General features: G+C 38.8%; 10 protein-coding genes and 1 pseudogene. 3 read left to right on the top strand and 8 right to left on the bottom strand.

Going from position 1 to position 18,732, the window contains the following annotated elements; translation table 11 throughout:
- Nucleotides 1-542 precede the first annotated feature (542 nt).
- Nucleotides 543-731: a sporulation histidine kinase inhibitor Sda gene (gene sda / locus J7E77_RS08870; protein WP_214713557.1), complete on the bottom strand. Its 189-nt coding sequence runs from the start codon at nucleotides 729-731 to the stop codon at nucleotides 543-545.
- A gap of 412 nt (nucleotides 732-1,143) precedes the next feature.
- Nucleotides 1,144-3,495, bottom strand: coding sequence for a glycoside hydrolase family 70 protein (locus tag J7E77_RS08875; protein ID WP_214713558.1), 2,352 nt, complete (start codon nucleotides 3,493-3,495; stop codon nucleotides 1,144-1,146).
- Between the two features lie 474 nt (nucleotides 3,496-3,969).
- Here J7E77_RS08875 and J7E77_RS08880 point away from each other — a divergent pair, with 474 nt between their 5' ends.
- From J7E77_RS08880 to J7E77_RS08890, 3 genes are read left to right on the top strand one after another with little or no spacing between them, the layout of a single operon-like run.
- Nucleotides 3,970-5,754 (top strand): cache domain-containing sensor histidine kinase, encoded by a 1,785-nt coding sequence (locus J7E77_RS08880; protein ID WP_214713559.1) that lies wholly within the window; start codon nucleotides 3,970-3,972, stop codon nucleotides 5,752-5,754.
- A gap of 25 nt (nucleotides 5,755-5,779) precedes the next feature.
- Nucleotides 5,780-7,354 carry a response regulator gene (locus J7E77_RS08885; RefSeq protein ID WP_214713560.1) on the top strand — a complete coding sequence of 525 codons (1,575 nt, stop codon included), beginning with the start codon at nucleotides 5,780-5,782 and terminating at the stop codon, nucleotides 7,352-7,354.
- A 27-nt stretch (nucleotides 7,355-7,381) separates the two neighbouring features.
- Entirely contained in the window at nucleotides 7,382-8,641 is a 1,260-nt protein-coding gene (locus tag J7E77_RS08890) for an extracellular solute-binding protein (RefSeq protein ID WP_214713561.1), read from the top strand.
- Between the two features lie 226 nt (nucleotides 8,642-8,867).
- On the opposite strand, the pseudogene J7E77_RS08895 reads toward J7E77_RS08890, so the two are convergent.
- From J7E77_RS08895 to J7E77_RS08925, 6 genes and pseudogenes are all read right to left on the bottom strand, one after another.
- Nucleotides 8,868-9,200 (bottom strand): annotated as a pseudogene (locus tag J7E77_RS08895) (aldo/keto reductase); the annotation flags it as partial.
- Nucleotides 9,201-9,284: 84 nt separating this feature from the next.
- Nucleotides 9,285-9,740: a DUF3967 domain-containing protein gene (locus tag J7E77_RS08900; protein WP_214713562.1), complete on the bottom strand. Its 456-nt coding sequence runs from the start codon at nucleotides 9,738-9,740 to the stop codon at nucleotides 9,285-9,287.
- A gap of 1,219 nt (nucleotides 9,741-10,959) precedes the next feature.
- Nucleotides 10,960-11,148, bottom strand: coding sequence for a hypothetical protein (locus J7E77_RS08910; RefSeq protein WP_214713564.1), 189 nt, complete (start codon nucleotides 11,146-11,148; stop codon nucleotides 10,960-10,962).
- Nucleotides 11,149-11,201: 53 nt separating this feature from the next.
- A complete protein-coding gene (locus J7E77_RS08915; protein ID WP_214713565.1) occupies nucleotides 11,202-12,188 on the bottom strand; it encodes an ROK family glucokinase in 987 nt (328 codons plus the stop codon).
- Nucleotides 12,189-12,435: 247 nt separating this feature from the next.
- Nucleotides 12,436-16,722, bottom strand: coding sequence for a glycoside hydrolase family 66 protein (locus J7E77_RS08920; RefSeq protein ID WP_214713566.1), 4,287 nt, complete (start codon nucleotides 16,720-16,722; stop codon nucleotides 12,436-12,438).
- A 330-nt stretch (nucleotides 16,723-17,052) separates the two neighbouring features.
- The gene (locus tag J7E77_RS08925; RefSeq protein ID WP_214713567.1) at nucleotides 17,053-18,729 is read right to left on the bottom strand and encodes a glycoside hydrolase family 13 protein; all 1,677 of its coding nucleotides are present in this window, start codon (nucleotides 18,727-18,729) and stop codon (nucleotides 17,053-17,055) included.
- Nucleotides 18,730-18,732: the final 3 nt, after the last annotated feature.

Consider the following 18,732-nt stretch of genomic DNA (forward strand, 5'->3'; position numbering starts at 1 on the left):
CTCTTCGTACAACTTTATATATTAAATTTCTTTTCTTTCAGATAATCCCTCAAACTCTTCAAATGCCTTAATTTGATAAGTAACCTCACCAGTCACGGTTCAAACCATATTTGGACTATATTTCTTCAAAATAACTTGTTCTCATTCAATAAAGAATTCAATACAGCCTTAGAAAACCGTTTTAGTAGAAAATGTTTGAATCTCCTTTCCTTGTGAAGTCATAATACAAGCAGTGATATTGTCCTTATGGACATCTAATCCACATGCTCTTTCAATGATAACATCCAAAGGTGAATATTTTTGAAAAAATTGTTTGACGCATCATGCCAGTAACAAAAAAGGACATGCTTGCTTTCACAAACATGTCCTTGGTAACTTAACAAATCTTTTTATTATTTAATTCCGCACTAGGATGATCTCCTTTTTACAAAACCAGATTGGCTGCTCTGGCATTAACTTCAACTTGTTCTACACTCTTACAACCAAGTATGACACATGTTGCAAATGTAAACTTGTTAGCGGCTTTATTATCTTTATTTATGCTATTTTGCCTGGATATAATTATATTTTCTAGCTTTTTGTATAACCTTTTGGAAAGATTCAAATATAAACCGCTTATTTAATTCCTCGGATAATAACATAATAAAGTCTTTACTTACATTAAACCTAATAGCTTTTTTATATATTTCTAGCAATTCTTCTGTGCTGAGTTTATCCACAATTTCCTTCACTCCTCTAATCCCCAATATTTAATAGCGAATTAATTTTCTTTTTATATATTTGATATCCTTGGCAAGTCCTATGGATATCGTTAATGTTACATTGTAAAAAAGAAGGTTGACACTAAATGACTTTTTTCTACATCATTTCGCAGCTTGTCCTCAGGTGTAGGAATTTCTCTCGGTCATATGAGATAATAATTTGCTCGTTTTCCTTACGAAGGTCAAAAACGGTAGAAACAGCATACCTTATTAAACTCTAAGGACCCGAAACCCTATGGGCGGCATTTCAAATAATAGATGTTATAACAAATACAATGATTGAAATAAAAAATAGCTTTGAATGGGCAGACCTTTTTATAATGTTTAGTTCCTGACATCTAGTTGCTCTATATTAACAACTTAATTGTAACGGGTCCAAAGGTTATTTAACTTGATTTCGTAACCGATCGGCTTCTAGACTTGCGTTCTCTTGGTTTATTCTTTTCGATTCATTTTCTTGTTGCCAATTGTGGCCAGTTAATTTTGGGATATTTAATTTTTCATATTTATTGTAGTTGGCTGCAACCCCGTTGGTACCATTATTGACAACAATTTGACGACCTCCGTCTTTTTTGGAAGGTACCCATACCCCTAAATAACCATGAACTTGTGAATTTTTAACTCCATTAACTGGGACCGCTAATGCTCCATTTTTATCAGTTTTTAATAGCTCAGTGTTAAATCCTGTAGCATCTTCAAATGTTTGGTTTGCATGATTTTTCCCCAAATCAACATTGATTGTGGTTTTTGTATTTGGGTTGTTACCAATGACAGTTGCTACACCTGTATTTCTATTTGTTCCGTACCGAACACTGGCGATTAAATCGTATCCTGGCGTTTGAGATGTATTCGATGTGTAATAGTTAATTTTCTGGTCACCTGAAGCAAATTGATTTCTTGCCTGAAGCAGATTAACGATTGTGTCATGATAGATCGACTTCGTTGACATGTAAGGTTTATTTGATACAAACATATCCCCATAATAAACAGTAGGAACTGTGTCTTTATTTGTTAAAATATACGCATATTGGCTCGGAATATTATGAGGGGCATACTGTTTGTCCGCCTTCATCAAGTCATCAGCGTATTTTTGATACTGGATAGCCTCATATTCAGGTGTGTCAGGTTTAGTTCCATTGGCTTCTTCAGCTGTCAACGGAATGTCATGCAGTACATTGTGTTCTTGGTCATGATTATTCGCAAATGACCAGTTTGGAACCCTATCTGCATTCGGATTTGTCCGGTCAACATATGAAGCGTTGACTAGGTCACTTAAAGGATTGTTGCCTGATGCTCTTCCTAAACTATTTCGCAAGGCACCGAATAGTTTGTGATCATAGACCAATTGCCCATTGTTGTTGTTGTTTTCAAAGCTTAATTGGTCGTCGGTGTAGGATTCAATATAACTTAAATGATCATTTAAGTTATTGCCATAACGCGTGGTCATTAAATCCCTTGAGTCTGTAAGAATCTTTGTATTGAAATGTGAAGCCGCATCAATACGGAATCCATCAAATCCATATTGATCGATCAGAAATCTTTGCCAATTCAATTGTTCCTGTTGCACAGTTGGGTTCGAATTATCAATATCATTACCAAGCAAGAATTCATACTGTAATACATCTTTGTTTACATTTCCATCAGTGCCATGGTTAAACCGCATAATGCCTTTAGGATCAGTTGCAGCAGAATACCCTGGCTGGGAAGCAAGATATTTATCCGTCAGGTTTGAGACGGTCTTTGTATCGGCCGCAATTATTTTATTCCGTACGTCATCATCATTCCCCCCACTGAAGCCATTCGCTCTCAGATAATCAAGATAGGTTTGTGTTGTCGCTCCATTTTGAGGATCCACATAATACAGTAAAAGTGGTCGCCATACGGCATCCAACTCCGTACTAGCCCCTTTCACTGCAAAATAGGAATCAACTGTTAAATAATTGTCAACGGTATTGATTTTCCCGTAATTTTGGGCATCAGTATTTGCCAACCAACTAGGAAGATAATTTTTAGGGTCATTGGGACCATAATATCTGTATGGTTTCATGTTTTCATCGACCATTACGCGGTACATTCCTTGCTGCTGTGGACCGGTTCCATTGTAATACTCTTGAGTCCATTGCTTAATTAATCCGTATTTTTTCTGTCCCTCTCCACCGCCTTTGGTATAAGCGACAGCAAGTTTGTCTTTTACATTTGGATCATTTTCATTGCCATAAACATCCACTGAAGTGATACTCGATATTTCAGGCGTTGGAAGACCCATCATCTGGTTAGGCACAAGATCTTCCTGAACTTTAAGTCCATTATCATGAAGATTGGTTATCAACAGTTTTAGTTGATCGCTTGTCCCATATTTAGTTGCCTTTTCCCCATTTTTCCCTTGAGGGAATTCCCCCAAATCATATCTATCATTTATGGCGTAACCTTCTCCATAGTAGGATTGGGCAAAAGCTCTGTATGCGGGCGGCATCCACACATCAGTTAGTCCCCATTGTTTTAATAAGGCGCTTTTTTTCATCAAATTCGTATACATATTGCTTTCATACGGCTGATAAAGGCTGAAACTTTGAAAGATGACATGTTTATCCAATTCGGTATTCGAAACAAATACTTTCGATGTTTCCGTCTGATCTTTCATCTGAGCGGATGCCGTTATCGTGCTTGTCAAGATTGATCCCGATAACAGACTGCAACATAAGGGTATCGTCATCCATTTCTTTTTAATCATCATCGTCCAACTCCTAAATTGTTTATTTCAAACAAACGTTTGACCCGGGTCTACTAAAAAATCTAACAACAAAAGTCGACAGGTACAATGATGAATAATAACTAGATTTAACAAGGGTATGTCGGAAAATTTTAAAACAGATGCAGGACACTGCTTTAAAGCAATAAATAAACTGTAAAATACCATTTTTAATAAAAATAAAACAGTTCCAAGGTATGATTGACTCGATTAACAATTCCTTTCGATCAAACAGTCAACCTTTTTTATTTTATATATCCCCAAAAAAATGACACTTCTTCACGATAAATTTCCTTATATTAGGTAATATGATCTTTCTTTTTTCTGCCATTTTAGAGTGTACTTTCTTTTGCAGTTTTACAAACATACTACACTATTCGACTTTCCATATCCTTCATTTGCCTAGTAAACTCCTTACCTTTACAATAGGAAATAAAAATTTAATAAGGTGATAACACCATGACCCGAATTTTAGCAAATAGTTTTTCATCCAAAATCATACTTGCTCTTGTTCTTGTTGTCCTGATCCCGGCCTGTTTTACAAGCTTATCTTACTATCTGGAATCCAATTCTATTTTAAAGAAAAACACCCGGGAGTCTATTGTACAAATCAGCAAGCAAACGGCGGATTCACTATCTTCCATATTAAATGCCGGGATAAATACTTCCGATTTAATTGCCAGCGATCCAAACATTCAGCGAGCAACGATGCACTTGAACAATAGTCCCTCATACGAAGAGAGCTGGAATTATCAATTCATCAATAGCTTACTGAACAATCTTGTCTATTCCAATTCCTTTGTCAAAATTGTTTATGTGTTAAAAGAGGATGGCAGGGGTTGGGGCAGCGGCACATTCTCAGAAAAAAAATTGAAGAGTGTCCGGCTCTCTGATCTGGAATGGGTAAAGGAGGCCAAGCGTAGAGACGGAGAACTTGTTTGGCAGGGGCTTCAATATGACCGTTTCAGCGGAGGCGGCGTCAATACGGACCTAATTGTGCCCGTCGGCCGAGTTCTGAAAAATTTTGACACGCTCGATAATATCGGACTGGTTCAGGTTCATTTGGACGGCCGTTCCATTCTTGGCACGATCGACAAGCTGAAGATTGGAAAAACAGGAAAGTTTTTTGTTGCGGATAAAAAAGGCAGTATCATGATCGACAGTAATCTACGATTAATTAACAAGCAAGTAGCGGCTCCTGAATTATACGAAAACATTGTGGGTAACGACCGGACAGAATTTGAGTATAGCCTGAATGGAGTACGGTATTACGGGGTCAAGCAACTGCTGAGCAATGGCTGGCTGATTGTCGGTACTGTTCCGCTTCAAGAAATCACCGGGCAGCTGGATCGGCTCAAAACCCGGATTTTAATCTCATCCGCCGTGTTCTCGGTACTTGCCATCTGCATAGGACTACTCATCGCAAGACGGGTTGTCAAGCCTGTAAATCAGCTATCCCGTGACATGCAGCGTATTCAGCAGGGAGATATGACAGTAAGAACTGATGTCTGCTCATCTGATGAAATCGGAATACTGAGCAACCAATTTAACAGAATGCTAGACCAGATCGAACAATTGATACATCAGGTACAAGAAGAGCAGAATCAGAAGTTTCATGCGGAATTAAGGGCTGTCACTCACCGGGTTCACCCCCACTTTCTTTATAATACGCTTAACACGCTCGGGTGGCTTATTCAATCGAACCAAAACGACCGTGCCTCCCAAGTATTGTCGGCCCTGAATCACCTGCTTGTGGCGAATATGGGCAAAAACGGAAATATGATAACGGTAGCGGAGGAACTTGACATAATCCGCAAGTACCTAGTGATTTTGGAGCTTCGCTACGAAAAAAATTTCCATCTGGAGCTGGATGTGGAGCCGGGAACGGAGGAGCTCATCATTCCCCGCATGCTGTTACAGCCACTGGTTGAAAATGCCATTTTTCACGGAATTGTGCCGAAAAAAATGGACGGGCGAATCTTGATTCGAATACGTTTGGTTAAAGGGAATGTGGAGTTTCTTGTTTCAGATGACGGATTGGGCATCGAGAACCGTAAGCTGAAGGAATTGAACGATCCGGAGACGGCTATTGCAAGCGGCGAAATCGGCATCGGTCTGCGCCATCTCTACGATACGCTGCGGCTTTATTATCCTGGTCATTCGGAATGGTCCATAACGAATGGCCCTGAGAAAGGCGTCACCGTTCGGATTTTGTTGAAAAACCAAGCGCCAATCGTCTCATAGAACCAATAGATCAGGAGGGAAAACGATGTATCGCGTACTCATCGTGGATGACGAGCCAATCATCAGTAACGGAATTCACGCCTTAATTAATTGGGAAATGGAAGGAATGTCGGCGGAGCAAGGATGTGCCAACGGGAAAGAGGCACTGGATGCAATGGCAATTCATCCCTTCGACATTCTCATAACAGACATTAAAATGCCTTTGTTAAACGGTATCGATCTCATTAAGCAAGCACTGCCCCTTTATCCTTCGCTGAAAGTGATTCTGATTAGCAACTACAGCGACTTCGAATACGTGAAGGAAGGGCTTAAGTTGGGAGCCGTTGATTATTTGTTAAAGTTGACCTTGCTACGGGATGACCTTCTTGCAGTCCTCCGGAGGTGTATCTCCATGCTCGAAGAAGAGCAGAAAAAGGATACCGAGTTGATTCAATACCAGGAGGCAGCACTTTATCGGAAACAAAAAAGTGTTGAACAGGAGATCAAAAGATTGATCGCACAAGAAAAGACTCCTCCTTCTTCAGCCGATTGGGCTCCAGTGTGGATCGAACAATCTTATGTATGTGCCTATCTCATGCTCGATGGGGCGGAAGGATGGATAGAAAATCATGGTTATCTTTATGTGCAGATGCTCATGGAAGATTTGCAAGGAAGCTTTTATTTAAAGCAAAAAGAGGGATCCGCATTACTGGTATCTGAAGACAGCATGTTTCTTTTATTTCCTGATTATGACGGAGAAGCGAAGCATTGGCTTCTTCAGTGGAAGCGGTATTTAGAATTGGAATGGGGAATTTCAACATCGATCGGTTTTACGGTAGAACAAGGAATTCAGAGCATTCTAAATGGATATTTTGACAGCCGCACGGCCTGTCAAAAGCGATTTTTCAATGGCGTAGGTGGAATATATAGAATGAACGAACCGGAAAACAGTCATAGCAATGGAATGTCATTAATGGATGGGAAAGTGAAAAGCGATTGGACTCCTTTCTACGAAATGCTGCATAATGGAGATCCCGTTTCCATCGCTGTTGAATTTGCGTATAAACGATGGAATTATGGAGGTCACCCCCCGGAAAAAGTAAAGGAAGAAGCATACAGTCTTCTATCCGGTAGTTATAAGCTGTATGAGGGGGAAGGACCATTGCTCGTTGAACAGCTTAATCAGCTTCAGAGGGCGGAAACTTTAGAACAATTGGTGTTCATTTTAAAGTGTCAGCTGGAGGAAATCGTAAAGCCAGTTGTATTAAAAGTGGAGAATAACGGATATGGCGGGCAAATGATTACAAAGGCATTAGAATATATAGAAAATCATTATAAAGAGAACTTGACGCTACAGAGTGTGGCGGATTTCGTTCATCTTAATAAAAGTTATTTTAGTCTTCTATTCAAAAAACAAACTGGCCGAAATTTTATCGATTATATAATCGAACTGCGGATTCGGGAAGCTAAACGGCTTTTGGCGCAGTATGATTGCCATATCTACGAAGTGGCCGAAGCCGCGGGATTTAAAGATGTGAAGTATTTCAGTAAGATGTTCAAGAAAATGACCGGATTTACTCCGGTTAAATACAGAGAAGAACACCAAACAGCAGACTCTTAACTCAATTAAGAAAGGAGGCATTCCGAAATGGCCTTCCGTTTGATTTTAATATTAATGTTTGTTGTATTTACTACCGGTTGCGGGAGTCAATCGTTGATCTCCGATCCGAATAAGGTTGAAACACTCCACGGAAACGAAGTCACTGTCGTTTCTTTTTGGCACACGTACAGCGATGAAGAAACCCGGGTACTGGAGGAGGAGCTAATTCCGGCTTTTGAACGGCAGTACCCGAATATTCGGGTCGATTCCATAAACCTAGCGATCAATAACGAATTAAGGAACACCTTGATTTCACTTGCCTCCTCCAACCGGGGTCCGGATGTGGTCCGAATCGATTTGTCCTGGGTACCCGAGTTTTCACATAAAGGACTTCTTGAACCGTTAAACGGATTTTCCGATTACAAAGATATCAGTCGGCTATATCAACGGGAAGCTAGGAGAGTCGGCTTTGAGCAGAATCAATATTACTCCCTGCCACTTGATATGTATGTTAAATCGGCTATTTTTAACCGGAAGCTTCTCCAACGGGCTGGATATTCAGAGCCGCCACCCACGTTTCAAAAAGTAATTGATCTTGCACGGAAATACCATTATTCGATTGGACTCGGGGGATGGGAACCGTGGGATACGCTTCCTTATATATACAGCCTCGGAGGATCGCTGATGAATGAGAACTTCACGAAGTCTTCCGGGTTTTTAAATAGCGAAGAGACAGTCCAAGCGGTCAAGCAGTTAAGGGCTCTTTACAGGGAAAAGATCATCCATTTTTCACGGATGAAAGACCACGGCGACATCTGGACTGAAGTAAAGTCCGGAAATGTGCTGATGACGGATGAAGGCCCTTGGTTTTATGGAATTTTGGATAAAGAAGGCTTAGATCGCGCATTAAAGCAGACCATTCCTGTATCGTTTCCGAGTAATGCAGGCACGGCTTCAATAATGGGCGGAAATCATTTGGTTATCATGAAAGGGAGCAAACACCCAGCTGAGGCATGGACTTTTATGAAGTGGATGACCGCAAAGAAAGCTCAGCTAACGATGGCACAAACCGGATTGATACCGACCAATCTGAAGGCGCGTGATGCTTGGAAAGTGAACCGGAATTCTTTCCTCTATCCTTATGTGAACGCTACGGATGATGCTTTTCTACGGCCGCCTGTAAAAAACTGGGGCAATATCGAACAGGTGTATACGGGATATATGAGCAGAATTTTCCTTGGTGAGTTGTCCGTTCAAGAAGGATTGGATCGTGCAGCAGCTGAAATCGATATTCTCCTTGCCAACTAATTTATTTTACACTTTTGTTGGTGAATATTTTATAAAAAAATACTAAGTGGTATTATCACATCCCGCTAAGTATTTGTCGCTCATGCCAGTCACAAAAAGGACATGTTTGTATTCACAAACATGTCCTCGGTAACTTAACAAGTTTACATAAAGGTTATAAATTGACTTTCGTATCCGAATTGAATTGCCTCGGTTATTTTTTATGTAGCTATGATTTAAGTTTTATTTATTTAATTACCGCACTAGGATGATCTTCTTTTACCAAGTCTAGATCGGCTGCTCTGGCATTAACTTCAACTTGCTCTACACTTTTACAACCAAGTATGACACATGTCACTGCAGGGTGCTGCAAGCACCAGGCCAAAGCCCATTCTGCCATATTCACACCTTCTGGAACTTCATTCTGCTGAATTTGTTCTACTAGCCGTAACTTTTCATCCATTTCTTCCCGGTCTCGTCTTTTCCTTACATTATCTTTGAACACTGCACCAGGTCTGTATTTCCCACTTAAGAATCCACTAGCTAGTGGAACTCGGGCTAAAACACCCAGATCCTGTTTGCTTGTACCTGTTTATCCAGCATGGTCCATAAATCATCCGAGACAATCAATTTTGTCTTGAACTGTTCTTTTTAATTCCCAACATTATCTCCAAAATTGCCACCACTTCCTTTGAGCTTTCTGTTCCTCTAACACAGTAACTTGTTTTTTCATTTCCATCATCTCTTTCATCGCGTTCACTAACTCGCCATCACGTTTCTCTAATCGATGATCAATATACTCTTTTTGCTTAACTTGCTGGTTCCGCAGTTTCGCAACGGCCTTCCGCAACTCCATAATCTCTTCCTTTTGTTCGACCATTATCTGTTTAGCAGCTTGGGTCTGTTTCATGAGTTCTTGAAATTGTTCTCCTATCTTTACCTGAACGGATATCGTCTGTTGATTAGACTGCTGCTGCGCTGCTGCGGTTGTCACTGCGGTTTCTTCCTCAATCTCCATTGCGGTTAGGTTGCAGTTGAACCCTTCCGCAATGAACCGCAGTATGTCCGCAGTCTCTGATCGATACCTTCGGTGACGTCCATCTCCCACATAAGGGACCAATCACAGGGTTACTGCTGTAGTCAGTCAGATCATTTACATAAAATTCCTATCTTGCTTTGTATCTACCTTGTCTGCTCCCTATATTTAGTACTAAAAACGGTGTTTGGTTAAAAAAATGTTACTTTGTTTTAGGGAATGAGTTTTGGTACTGCCAATTACCGTGTCTTGATAACAATGTCGCAAGAAAGCACGATTTATTCTGATACGTACATTAACAGTAGTTAGTTTTAAACCTTGGTCATTAAGCATATAGCCAATATAATTTCGAAACAACTCAACAGTAACTTCATTAGGAACATCTCCTCCCAAGTAATCATTGAGATAATGAAAATGTTCATAATAGCCTTGGATTGAAGGTTTTGGCAATCCCTCAGTTTGTTTAAATGCCAAAAATCGCTCAAACATTTCAAACAGAGTCATCTTTTGTTCAGTATGTTTGAACCGTTTAATATTCTGAGTACTTCTTGAACCTTTTTACTGAGTTTTCCTAACGGTTTGCATAAAAAAATCCACCTTTCATTGAGAAATTGGTGGATTTGACACACTTGTACACCCTAAATCAGTCGCACTAGTACTATTTAATTTTCAGAAAAAATACTGGTGACTTTTCACTTTCAAATCACTGTTTAAACAGCGGTAAAAACTTAGCTTAAAAACAGTCGAAACTATTGATATTACTGGATTGGTTGGCGGGACTGCGTGGGAATCGAACCCACCAGACCTGGCACGCAGGTCTCAAGCAGTTTTGAAGTTAGAGGGAAAGTGTTATTTAAAGTTATTTTTAAGTATCAATAGTTATAGCAATCCTTATTCTTAAAGGGTTTTACGTCATTTTTATTAATTTTGTTATTAATTATTATCGTTAGTTATTTTGAGTTCGTGACCAAAATGTTACCACTTTATTTCTATTCGGCACCAAACCCTATGTTACCAACATCATCTGCAGATCCTGTTTTAAGTGGTCTGCAGATGATTTTATTTACTTTATTAATTTTTACTGTTTACATATTACGAAATTGACCATTAATCTGCGTTATTGTAAATGACCTCAACCCTGTCAATTTTTTATTAAGATTACTTAATTGAACAAAATAAAGAAAAATATGACGAGGTTTTGAATGATAAAAATCCAAATTCCTCGTCATTTCCTTTTTATGTCTATTTTCATATTCACCAGTTAAAGCGTAAACAATAAAAAAGAATACGGACGATTGTACCATTATCTCTTTGAAGATATTAGCCCTGTTTTCTCGACAACCCTTGGCCAACATAATTTTAATCTTCGACAAATGGTTGTACTTAAAACTTGCCCTTTTCTCTTCAACAAATCATAATCTCTCTGGTTAGTTGAACCAATCCGAAGTAATTCTCTTTTTAAATCTATAAGGGTTTCTTCCTTTGATTTCAATAAAACCACCCCCCATTTATCCCGACTAATCATTGGACATATTGGAGTTTAGACTAATTAATTAGTTTCTCTTTCGCCAACCATGCTCCTCCAATTACCCCTGCATCATTGCCTAGTGTGGCAGTAACAATCTCTAAACCTTGGGCCACTCTTAGAAAAGCAAACGGAAAAAATTCTTCTTTTAAAGGTTTCAACAATGTGTCGCCTGCTTTTGAAACGCCGCCTCCAATGACAATTTTTTCAGGATTTAAGCCATTGGCCAAATTCGCCAGCGCCAATCCTAAATGGTAGGCAACCTGATGAATGACTCGCTTGGCGAGTTCATCCCCTTCGTTTGCAGCATCAAAAACTTGCTTGGCAGTTATCGTTTGATGCTTCTCATAATAGTCTCGTAATTGACTTATAGAATTGGAAGAAGCTAATTCCTCAATTGCCAAGCGGACAATTCCTGTTGCGGACGCTACCGTTTCCAAACATCCCGATTTCCCGCAATTACAAGGTGCTCCGTCTTTAGGAACTGATGTCATATGGCCAATTTCACCACCAGCTCCATTTACACCATGCACAACCTCGCCATTGACGATAATTCCGCCTCCTACACCCGTTCCTAATGTGACACAGATTAAGTTTTTAGCTCCTTTGCCGGCGCCTTTCCACATTTCACCGATTGACGCAATATTGGCATCATTGTCAACGACTACTGGCAAGGATGTTTCCCGCTCAAGAATAGCTTGTAAAGGAAAGTTCTCCCATCCCAAATTAACAGCTACCTCTATGGAACCATCATCCTCATTAACAGGCCCCGGCGCTCCGATTCCAATACCGATTAGCCGATTTTTTGTTTGATTTAATTCCTCCAACTTTTGATCAATCGATCTTGCAATCGCTATTGGAATAAACTGACCCCTTTCTCTTTTGTCAGTATCTATCTCCCAGCTATAAATGATTTCACCATGCAAACTAATAAATGCCATTTTAATCGTGGTGCCACCTAAATCAACACCAACTAACCATTCATACCCATCACTCTTTTTCTGCATTATATTTGTGATTCTCCTACTTCAGCGTTCCAAAAAAGCCCTTGAAATCTACTTAGTTTTATTTATATCTCTTTTTTATTTCTACAGGTAGCAACATTTTTTATAAATTAATCTATGCTGATTTTAAAGCTTTCAAACGGTATTCCGCGGCTTAGTCCTACTAGACTACACCTAAATAAAGATGAAACGCATTGAGGATTCAATGCGTTCCATCAAAGTTCTATAACTCTATTACTTATCTCTTTAACTATTTTATTTTCGTCGGTTTTATATTTTCAGTTCCGTCGCGGTCAATGACAATCATTTCCCAATATTCCAGACTTGGAAGAGTAATAACTATCTCTTTATTCTCCCATTTATATTGAATTTCTTTTAATTGTCCCTGATCTGCATCCGGGCTTGCCGTATAAACTTTTAAGTCAGGCAGTTCTTGGTGGCTCTTTCCAATCGGATAGCGTACCGTTATATCATTATACTTATTCGGTGTTAAAGCGGCATTTCTCCAGTTTGAATCATTATTTAAGAGATTGATAAGATGAACAACATCGTAATCCTCAAATCCTTTATTATTCCTATTTTCCCTGACAATTGACCAAATGGTATTTTTCTCTCCATTTCTGCTAACTTTAAGTGGCTGCCCTTTTTCTTCCACCTTTATCAATCGATCCGTCTCTTTACTATCAAACAGAAGATTTTCGTAAGCAGCGAAGAACTTATAGTAATCCTTCATCGATCCTTTGAGAGGACTTGTCATTTTTTTGCTACGATTTGGATAATATTCATGGGCCAACATGTTAGGTCCTTCTTCATATTTTTCAGCAGTACCCAATTCAATATGTGTTGCACCCAGAGCTGCTAATCCCGCATCCATTAAACGTACAGATGGTTCATCAAATAGGCCTACTGTCATTCTGCGTAAATCAATAGATCCTTTTTGCTCTTCCTCTTGTTTCAATGTTATTTTATGTTTCCCTGAGTCTAAACCTGGTAAAACAACGTATCCATCCTCACTATAGGAATCCTTACTTCCTGTACTCTTAAATACAACCGTATAAGGTTTCCCATTGTCATCTAATATCGGTTTTCCATCTACATAAATTCCCCTTACTGTATCTGCTCCTGCATTAGCATAAGTGAAGATAAAACTAGTCTCTCCCTTTTGAGCTAAATTTACGTCAAACGTTACTTCGTCCCCAGCATGCCCGAAATTTAACAATGTATCTTTGTAGATATGCATTGGAGGAAGAGAATTGGTAGATTCTGCTTGAAATTTTTTACTTCCTATTTGCAAATAATCCAACTTCACCCCGTCATCATCGAGATTTTCCACTCTAATGGTTATCTTATTTTTTCCTTCTTTCAAAGGAATTCCAGTCATGGTTTCATCTTTCCAACTGTTACTATAAGTAAAGCTAATGTTTTTCATTTTCTCATCATTTACATAGACAGAACGATTTGCAGTTCTTTTCGATGAAGAGTCATTGTTATATCTCCAGACTAAATCAAAGTTTCCTGTATGTGGAGCATTTACCTCAAAAGTTAAGAAATCCCCATCATCATTAAAATCATACACATTTCCTATTGAAGTTGTAATTCCATTACCCTCCGGCGCAAATGCTGCTTCTTCGACTTGATATTCTTCATCACCAACCAGTAAACTATCTAAATTGATATACTCACCATTTGAAGCCAGTTCAAACACAACCTCATGCTGACCAGCAGGGACAGTTGCTTTTATCGACTTCTCAACCATCGCACCATCCCAACCACCTGGTGTACTGGAAAATATATTTTCGGAAACTGTTTTTCCATCAACATAACTGTTGTTTGCTGGAATTAATTTTCCGTCGACATAGATATTTACTTTTGGATTATTACCTGTTTTATATTTAAATCTTAGTGTATCAGTTTCCCCTTGAATATTGACTGTGAAAATAGCACGTTGACCTGCGCTTCCAAAGTTATCAGTCTTACCAGGAGAAACAGCAACACTACTAGTTCTTTCCACAAAAGGATTCCATCCAAGGTTGGCTTGTTCAGCTTCTATCACTCTATTATTCACTTCAAAATTGTCGACTTCTATTCCTGTTTCAGCGGTTTGTCCTTCCATCTTTAGTTGTATCTCATTTGTTCCTTTATATAGATAGATTGGAATTTCAACTTTATTCCAGCCATCCCCGCTTGTTTTGGAGAAGTTAACCACTCCAGCTTTTTTACCATTAACGAAAAAGCTTCGTTGTGTTAAGCTGCCAGCATTTTTATACGCAACGGAGATTGGATATTCTTTTGACTCATCAGCATCTACTTTAAAAGATACATAATCTCCCTGTTGTTTAAAGTTACTTATAGAATTAGTTGATTTTTCCATAATTGGTTGCCGTGTTGGCTCCCAGCCGATTTCTGCTCTTTCAGCTTGAAATCGCGTATCCCCAACCATCATGTAATCAACTTTCCCCCCTGTATCGTTGGCTCCTTCTACTTTTAGAACAACTTTGTTTTCTCCTGCTTTTAACGGCACTTGAATTTCTTTAGAATTTTTAAAAGATTCCCAGCCACCAGTAGGTTCGAACTTAATAGAATCAAATGCGAGTTCATTATTGACATACATATGACGATTTACCGCCACGCTTTCAACACCATATCCAAATTTAATTGGGTATGTTCCTGCCTGGTCTTCATTCACTGTAAATTTAATAAAGTCTCCGTCTGTATCAAAGTTATATACATGTCCAATTTTATCTACTTTACAACTGATTAGTTCCGCATCTTCTGCCTCATATTCTTTTTCAAACAAATCCTTTTTAACAACTATACTATCTACGTTTAACCAAAGATCATTAGTATTGAGTTGAAGTTTTATTTGATTTGTTCCTTTTTCTAAATCTAATGATAAATTTTTAATCGCCACAGGATTTCCCCATCCTGTTTTTTCATTAAAAGTTATCGCATTATTAACGATTTGATTATTGAGAGATAATTTCCCTTCAGGGCTATCGCCATTATCATGTCCGTATTTAAGAGAAACATTGTAGGTTCCTGCATCAGGAACATCTACTGTCCATATAATTTGATCTTCGTCTTTTTTTCCAAAGTCCCCAACCCAACCAGGAGTTTTTTGAATACGCGATACGAATTGCTCTGATTTAGGAACACCTTTCACATTTGCCACCTCATAGTGGTCACCGGTAGCCTGCTTATAATTCATATATCCAGCAATGACAACAGCTTTTCCACCATTTGTCTTACGGGTTTCCTCAACTACTTTTACTAAATCTCGATAGTTGTCTTTATCCTGCCAAATTTCACTATAATCAAAATCTGTGTTTGTAGATGGAATCGGAACATCCTTGTAACCTTCATTTCCACCAACCATATTGAAGGTAACAAAATTTTTCTTATTATCATTCTTTTCAAGAGAATCTTTTACTGAATTAATCAGAGAATCATAGTCCTTTGAAAAATAACGTTTCTCACCACTGTAATCATATAAGTAATCATTATCATTCGCGCCCCACTGATCTAGGTGTATGCCGTCAAAGCCAAATTCGTTTACACTTCTAGTAAACTCTTTGTTAATGTATTTTTGCCATAGTGGATTGCCTGGATCCTGTAGGTATAGCCCCGTATTCGCCCAGTCAAAGAAAAAACCTTCCTGATCAGCAAGTTTAGGATTTGGGAATTGAGCATTCTTCCGATACAGCCCCCATTCTTTTTTCACTCCAAAATCCTCGTAATTTTCCCTAGCTGCATAATTCATTTGGTAAGCTAAGGCTGCTGCATTATATTTTTGCGCTGCTTGAACTTGCTGTTTTATGGACAACGGAAAAAGATTACGGCCTAATAAATCATTATAAGCAGTATTCGGTCCGATCTCTTGTGTAATAAAATTTCCTTTTTCGTCTAAAAGTGGTTTCCCGCTGCTATCCGTTTTGGAATAAACAGATACATCGTGCCGCCACATCCAATCATAAAATTGAAATCCATTTAAATAGTATTCTTGTGTAAGCTGCTTCATCTTCTTATCACTTTCAGCTGTTGTCTCTTTAGGAAACTCCGTTGTATAGCCGTACCGTGGATAATGAGTCCAATCACTGGAGACATCAATTGCTGCTGTAAGAACTTGATTGGAACCCTCAATGGATGCTTTTACCAGATAGCCTCGAAAGTCTTCAGCAGAAGGTGTCCATACGATTTCCACTCCCTTTAGATCCTTCTTGACCTGAATATTTTTCTTACCTTCCGCGACCTTCTCATTTAAATGATAGACTTCCAAATTAAGCGTGCCTTTCCACTCTTGGGATGAATCAAACAACAGCGACATCGTTACTTTTTCTCCCGGATTATAACGTGCTTTGTCTACCAAAAATGCTTGAATAGGTTCTGCAGGTAGTTGCTTTTTAGTTGCCTGAGATATTTGCTCGCTAGTGGCGTGAGCTTTGATCACTGGTGTAAACGGCACCGACGTTAATGCCAAATTTAATGCTACTAAACTGACAAGTGATAACTTTTTTCGTTTACGTTTGAAAATTTTCATGCTTTCCTCCTTAGTTTCTTAAGATTTATGGAAGCGTTCGTCAAAACTAATCTTGTATCTCCTTTCGGAAAAGTATGTTAGGTTCATTTTCATTTAGATTACGAAAATTTGAAACCGTTCACATTACTTTGTTGGTGTCTTATATTTTGTTCATGAAAAATAGAAGTCTGTTAGAGGGAGTGTTTTATTATTACTAGTTGAGAGATAAAAAACACCAAAATAGACTGAGTTTTATAGGAACAAAAAAAACTGTACAAATTTCTATTAAAATTGTCCTTCCCCTCCCCAAAAAAGACCCTGCCAATTAAGACAGGGCAAAACAAATATACATTATTTAAGCAAATATACCCTAGCTTCATAAGGCTTCAAAATAAATAAATTAACAGTATCTCCTGGCTCAACTTTATAGTTGCCAATTAACAACTCAGCTGTATCAAGCTCAAAATCTTTTGGCAATTCAAATGGCGATTCCTCAGCAGAGAAATTGCACAAAACAACTAATTTTTCATTATCTAACGTTCGCGTATATGCATAAATCTTTTCATCGTCTTGCAAAATCAACTCATATTTTCCATATACAATTATTTCGTTTTCTTTACGCAGCTTAATAAGCTGCTGATAGTAATGAAAGATGGAGTCTGGATCAGCAATAGCTTTTGCCGCATTGATTTCCTTATAATTCGGATTCAACTTTAGCCACGGAATACCTGTTGTAAAACCTCCATTTTCACTACTATCCCATTGCATTGGCGTTCTTGCATTGTCGCGGCCCTTTTTATAGATTGCCTCCATTATTGTATTGTGGTCTGCATCGCCTTTTACCACTGTTTCCCTATACATATTGTGGATTTCAATATCATTGTAATCTTCCAAATTTTCAAAACGGACGTTTGTCATTCCAAACTCTTCACCTTGATAGATGTATGGGGTTCCTTTCATCATATGAAGGAATGTTCCGAGCATTTTACCTGATTCACCCCTGTATTCCTTGTCATTTCCGAATCGGGAAACCATCCGCGGCTGATCATGGTTATTTAAATAAAGACTGTTCCACCCCTTGCCGTCCAGATCGTTCTGCCATTTTGACATGACGTCCTTCAGATCGGCCAACTTCCATGGTTTTACATTCCATTTGCCGCCAGGACCTGAATCTAAATCCATGTGCTCAAAGGTGAAAATCATATTCAATTCTGTACCTTCATTGTTAGCATATTTTACGGCATCATCAGTAGATGCACCCGGACTTTCACCCACTGTCATGATGTCATATTTCGATAGAACTTCACGATTCATTTCCTGCAGGTACTCATGGACACGCGGACCGTTCATGAAGAAATCGCCGCCCCAGTCGTACTGTTTCCCTCCAGGAGCACTTGGGAGTCCATCTACTTTGGAAATCAAGTTAATAACATCCATTCGGAAACCATCAATTCCTTTATCCAGCCACCATTTCATCATGTCATAAATTTCTTTTCTTAAGGTTGGATTATCCCAGTTCAGGTCCGGCTGTTTTTTACTAAAAAGATGAAGGAAATATTCTTCGGTTGCTTCATCATATTGCCACGCCGAACCGCTGAAAAAAGAGGTCCAGTTATTTGGTTCTGTCCCCTCCTTTCCCTGCCGCCAAATATAATAGTCACGATACGGATTATCCTTCGATTTACGGGACTCGACAAACCAGTGGTGCTCATCTGATGAATGATTTACTACGAGATCCATCATCAACTTCATTCCGCGGTCATGTATCTGTTTTAATAATTCGTCCATATCTACCATTGATCCAAACTCATCCATGATATCTTGGTAATCACTAATATCATAACCATTATCATCATTTGGCGACTTGTAAACTGGCGACAGCCAGATCACATCAACTCCCAATTCATTTAAATAATCAAGCTTTGAAATAATTCCACGAAGATCACCGATTCCGTCTCCATTGCTATCCATAAAGCTTCGCGGATAAATTTGATACACAACACTTTCTTTCCACCATTGTTTCTCCATTTT

This window comes from Bacillus sp. ISL-77 (genome assembly GCF_018613105.1).

Excerpts from the sequence above, each read along its gene's own strand:
- J7E77_RS08885 (WP_214713560.1), top strand. The coding sequence starts at position 5,780 with ATGTATCGCGTACTCATCGTGGATGACGAGCCAATCATCAGTAACGGA.
- J7E77_RS08920 (WP_214713566.1), bottom strand. The coding sequence starts at position 16,722 with ATGAAAATTTTCAAACGTAAACGAAAAAAGTTATCACTTGTCAGTTTA.
- J7E77_RS08875 (WP_214713558.1), bottom strand. The coding sequence starts at position 3,495 with ATGATGATTAAAAAGAAATGGATGACGATACCCTTATGTTGCAGTCTG.
- J7E77_RS08890 (WP_214713561.1), top strand. The coding sequence starts at position 7,382 with ATGGCCTTCCGTTTGATTTTAATATTAATGTTTGTTGTATTTACTACC.
- J7E77_RS08925 (WP_214713567.1), bottom strand. The coding sequence starts at position 18,729 with ATGGAGAAACAATGGTGGAAAGAAAGTGTTGTGTATCAAATTTATCCG.
- J7E77_RS08880 (WP_214713559.1), top strand. The coding sequence starts at position 3,970 with ATGACCCGAATTTTAGCAAATAGTTTTTCATCCAAAATCATACTTGCT.
- J7E77_RS08915 (WP_214713565.1), bottom strand. The coding sequence starts at position 12,188 with ATGCAGAAAAAGAGTGATGGGTATGAATGGTTAGTTGGTGTTGATTTA.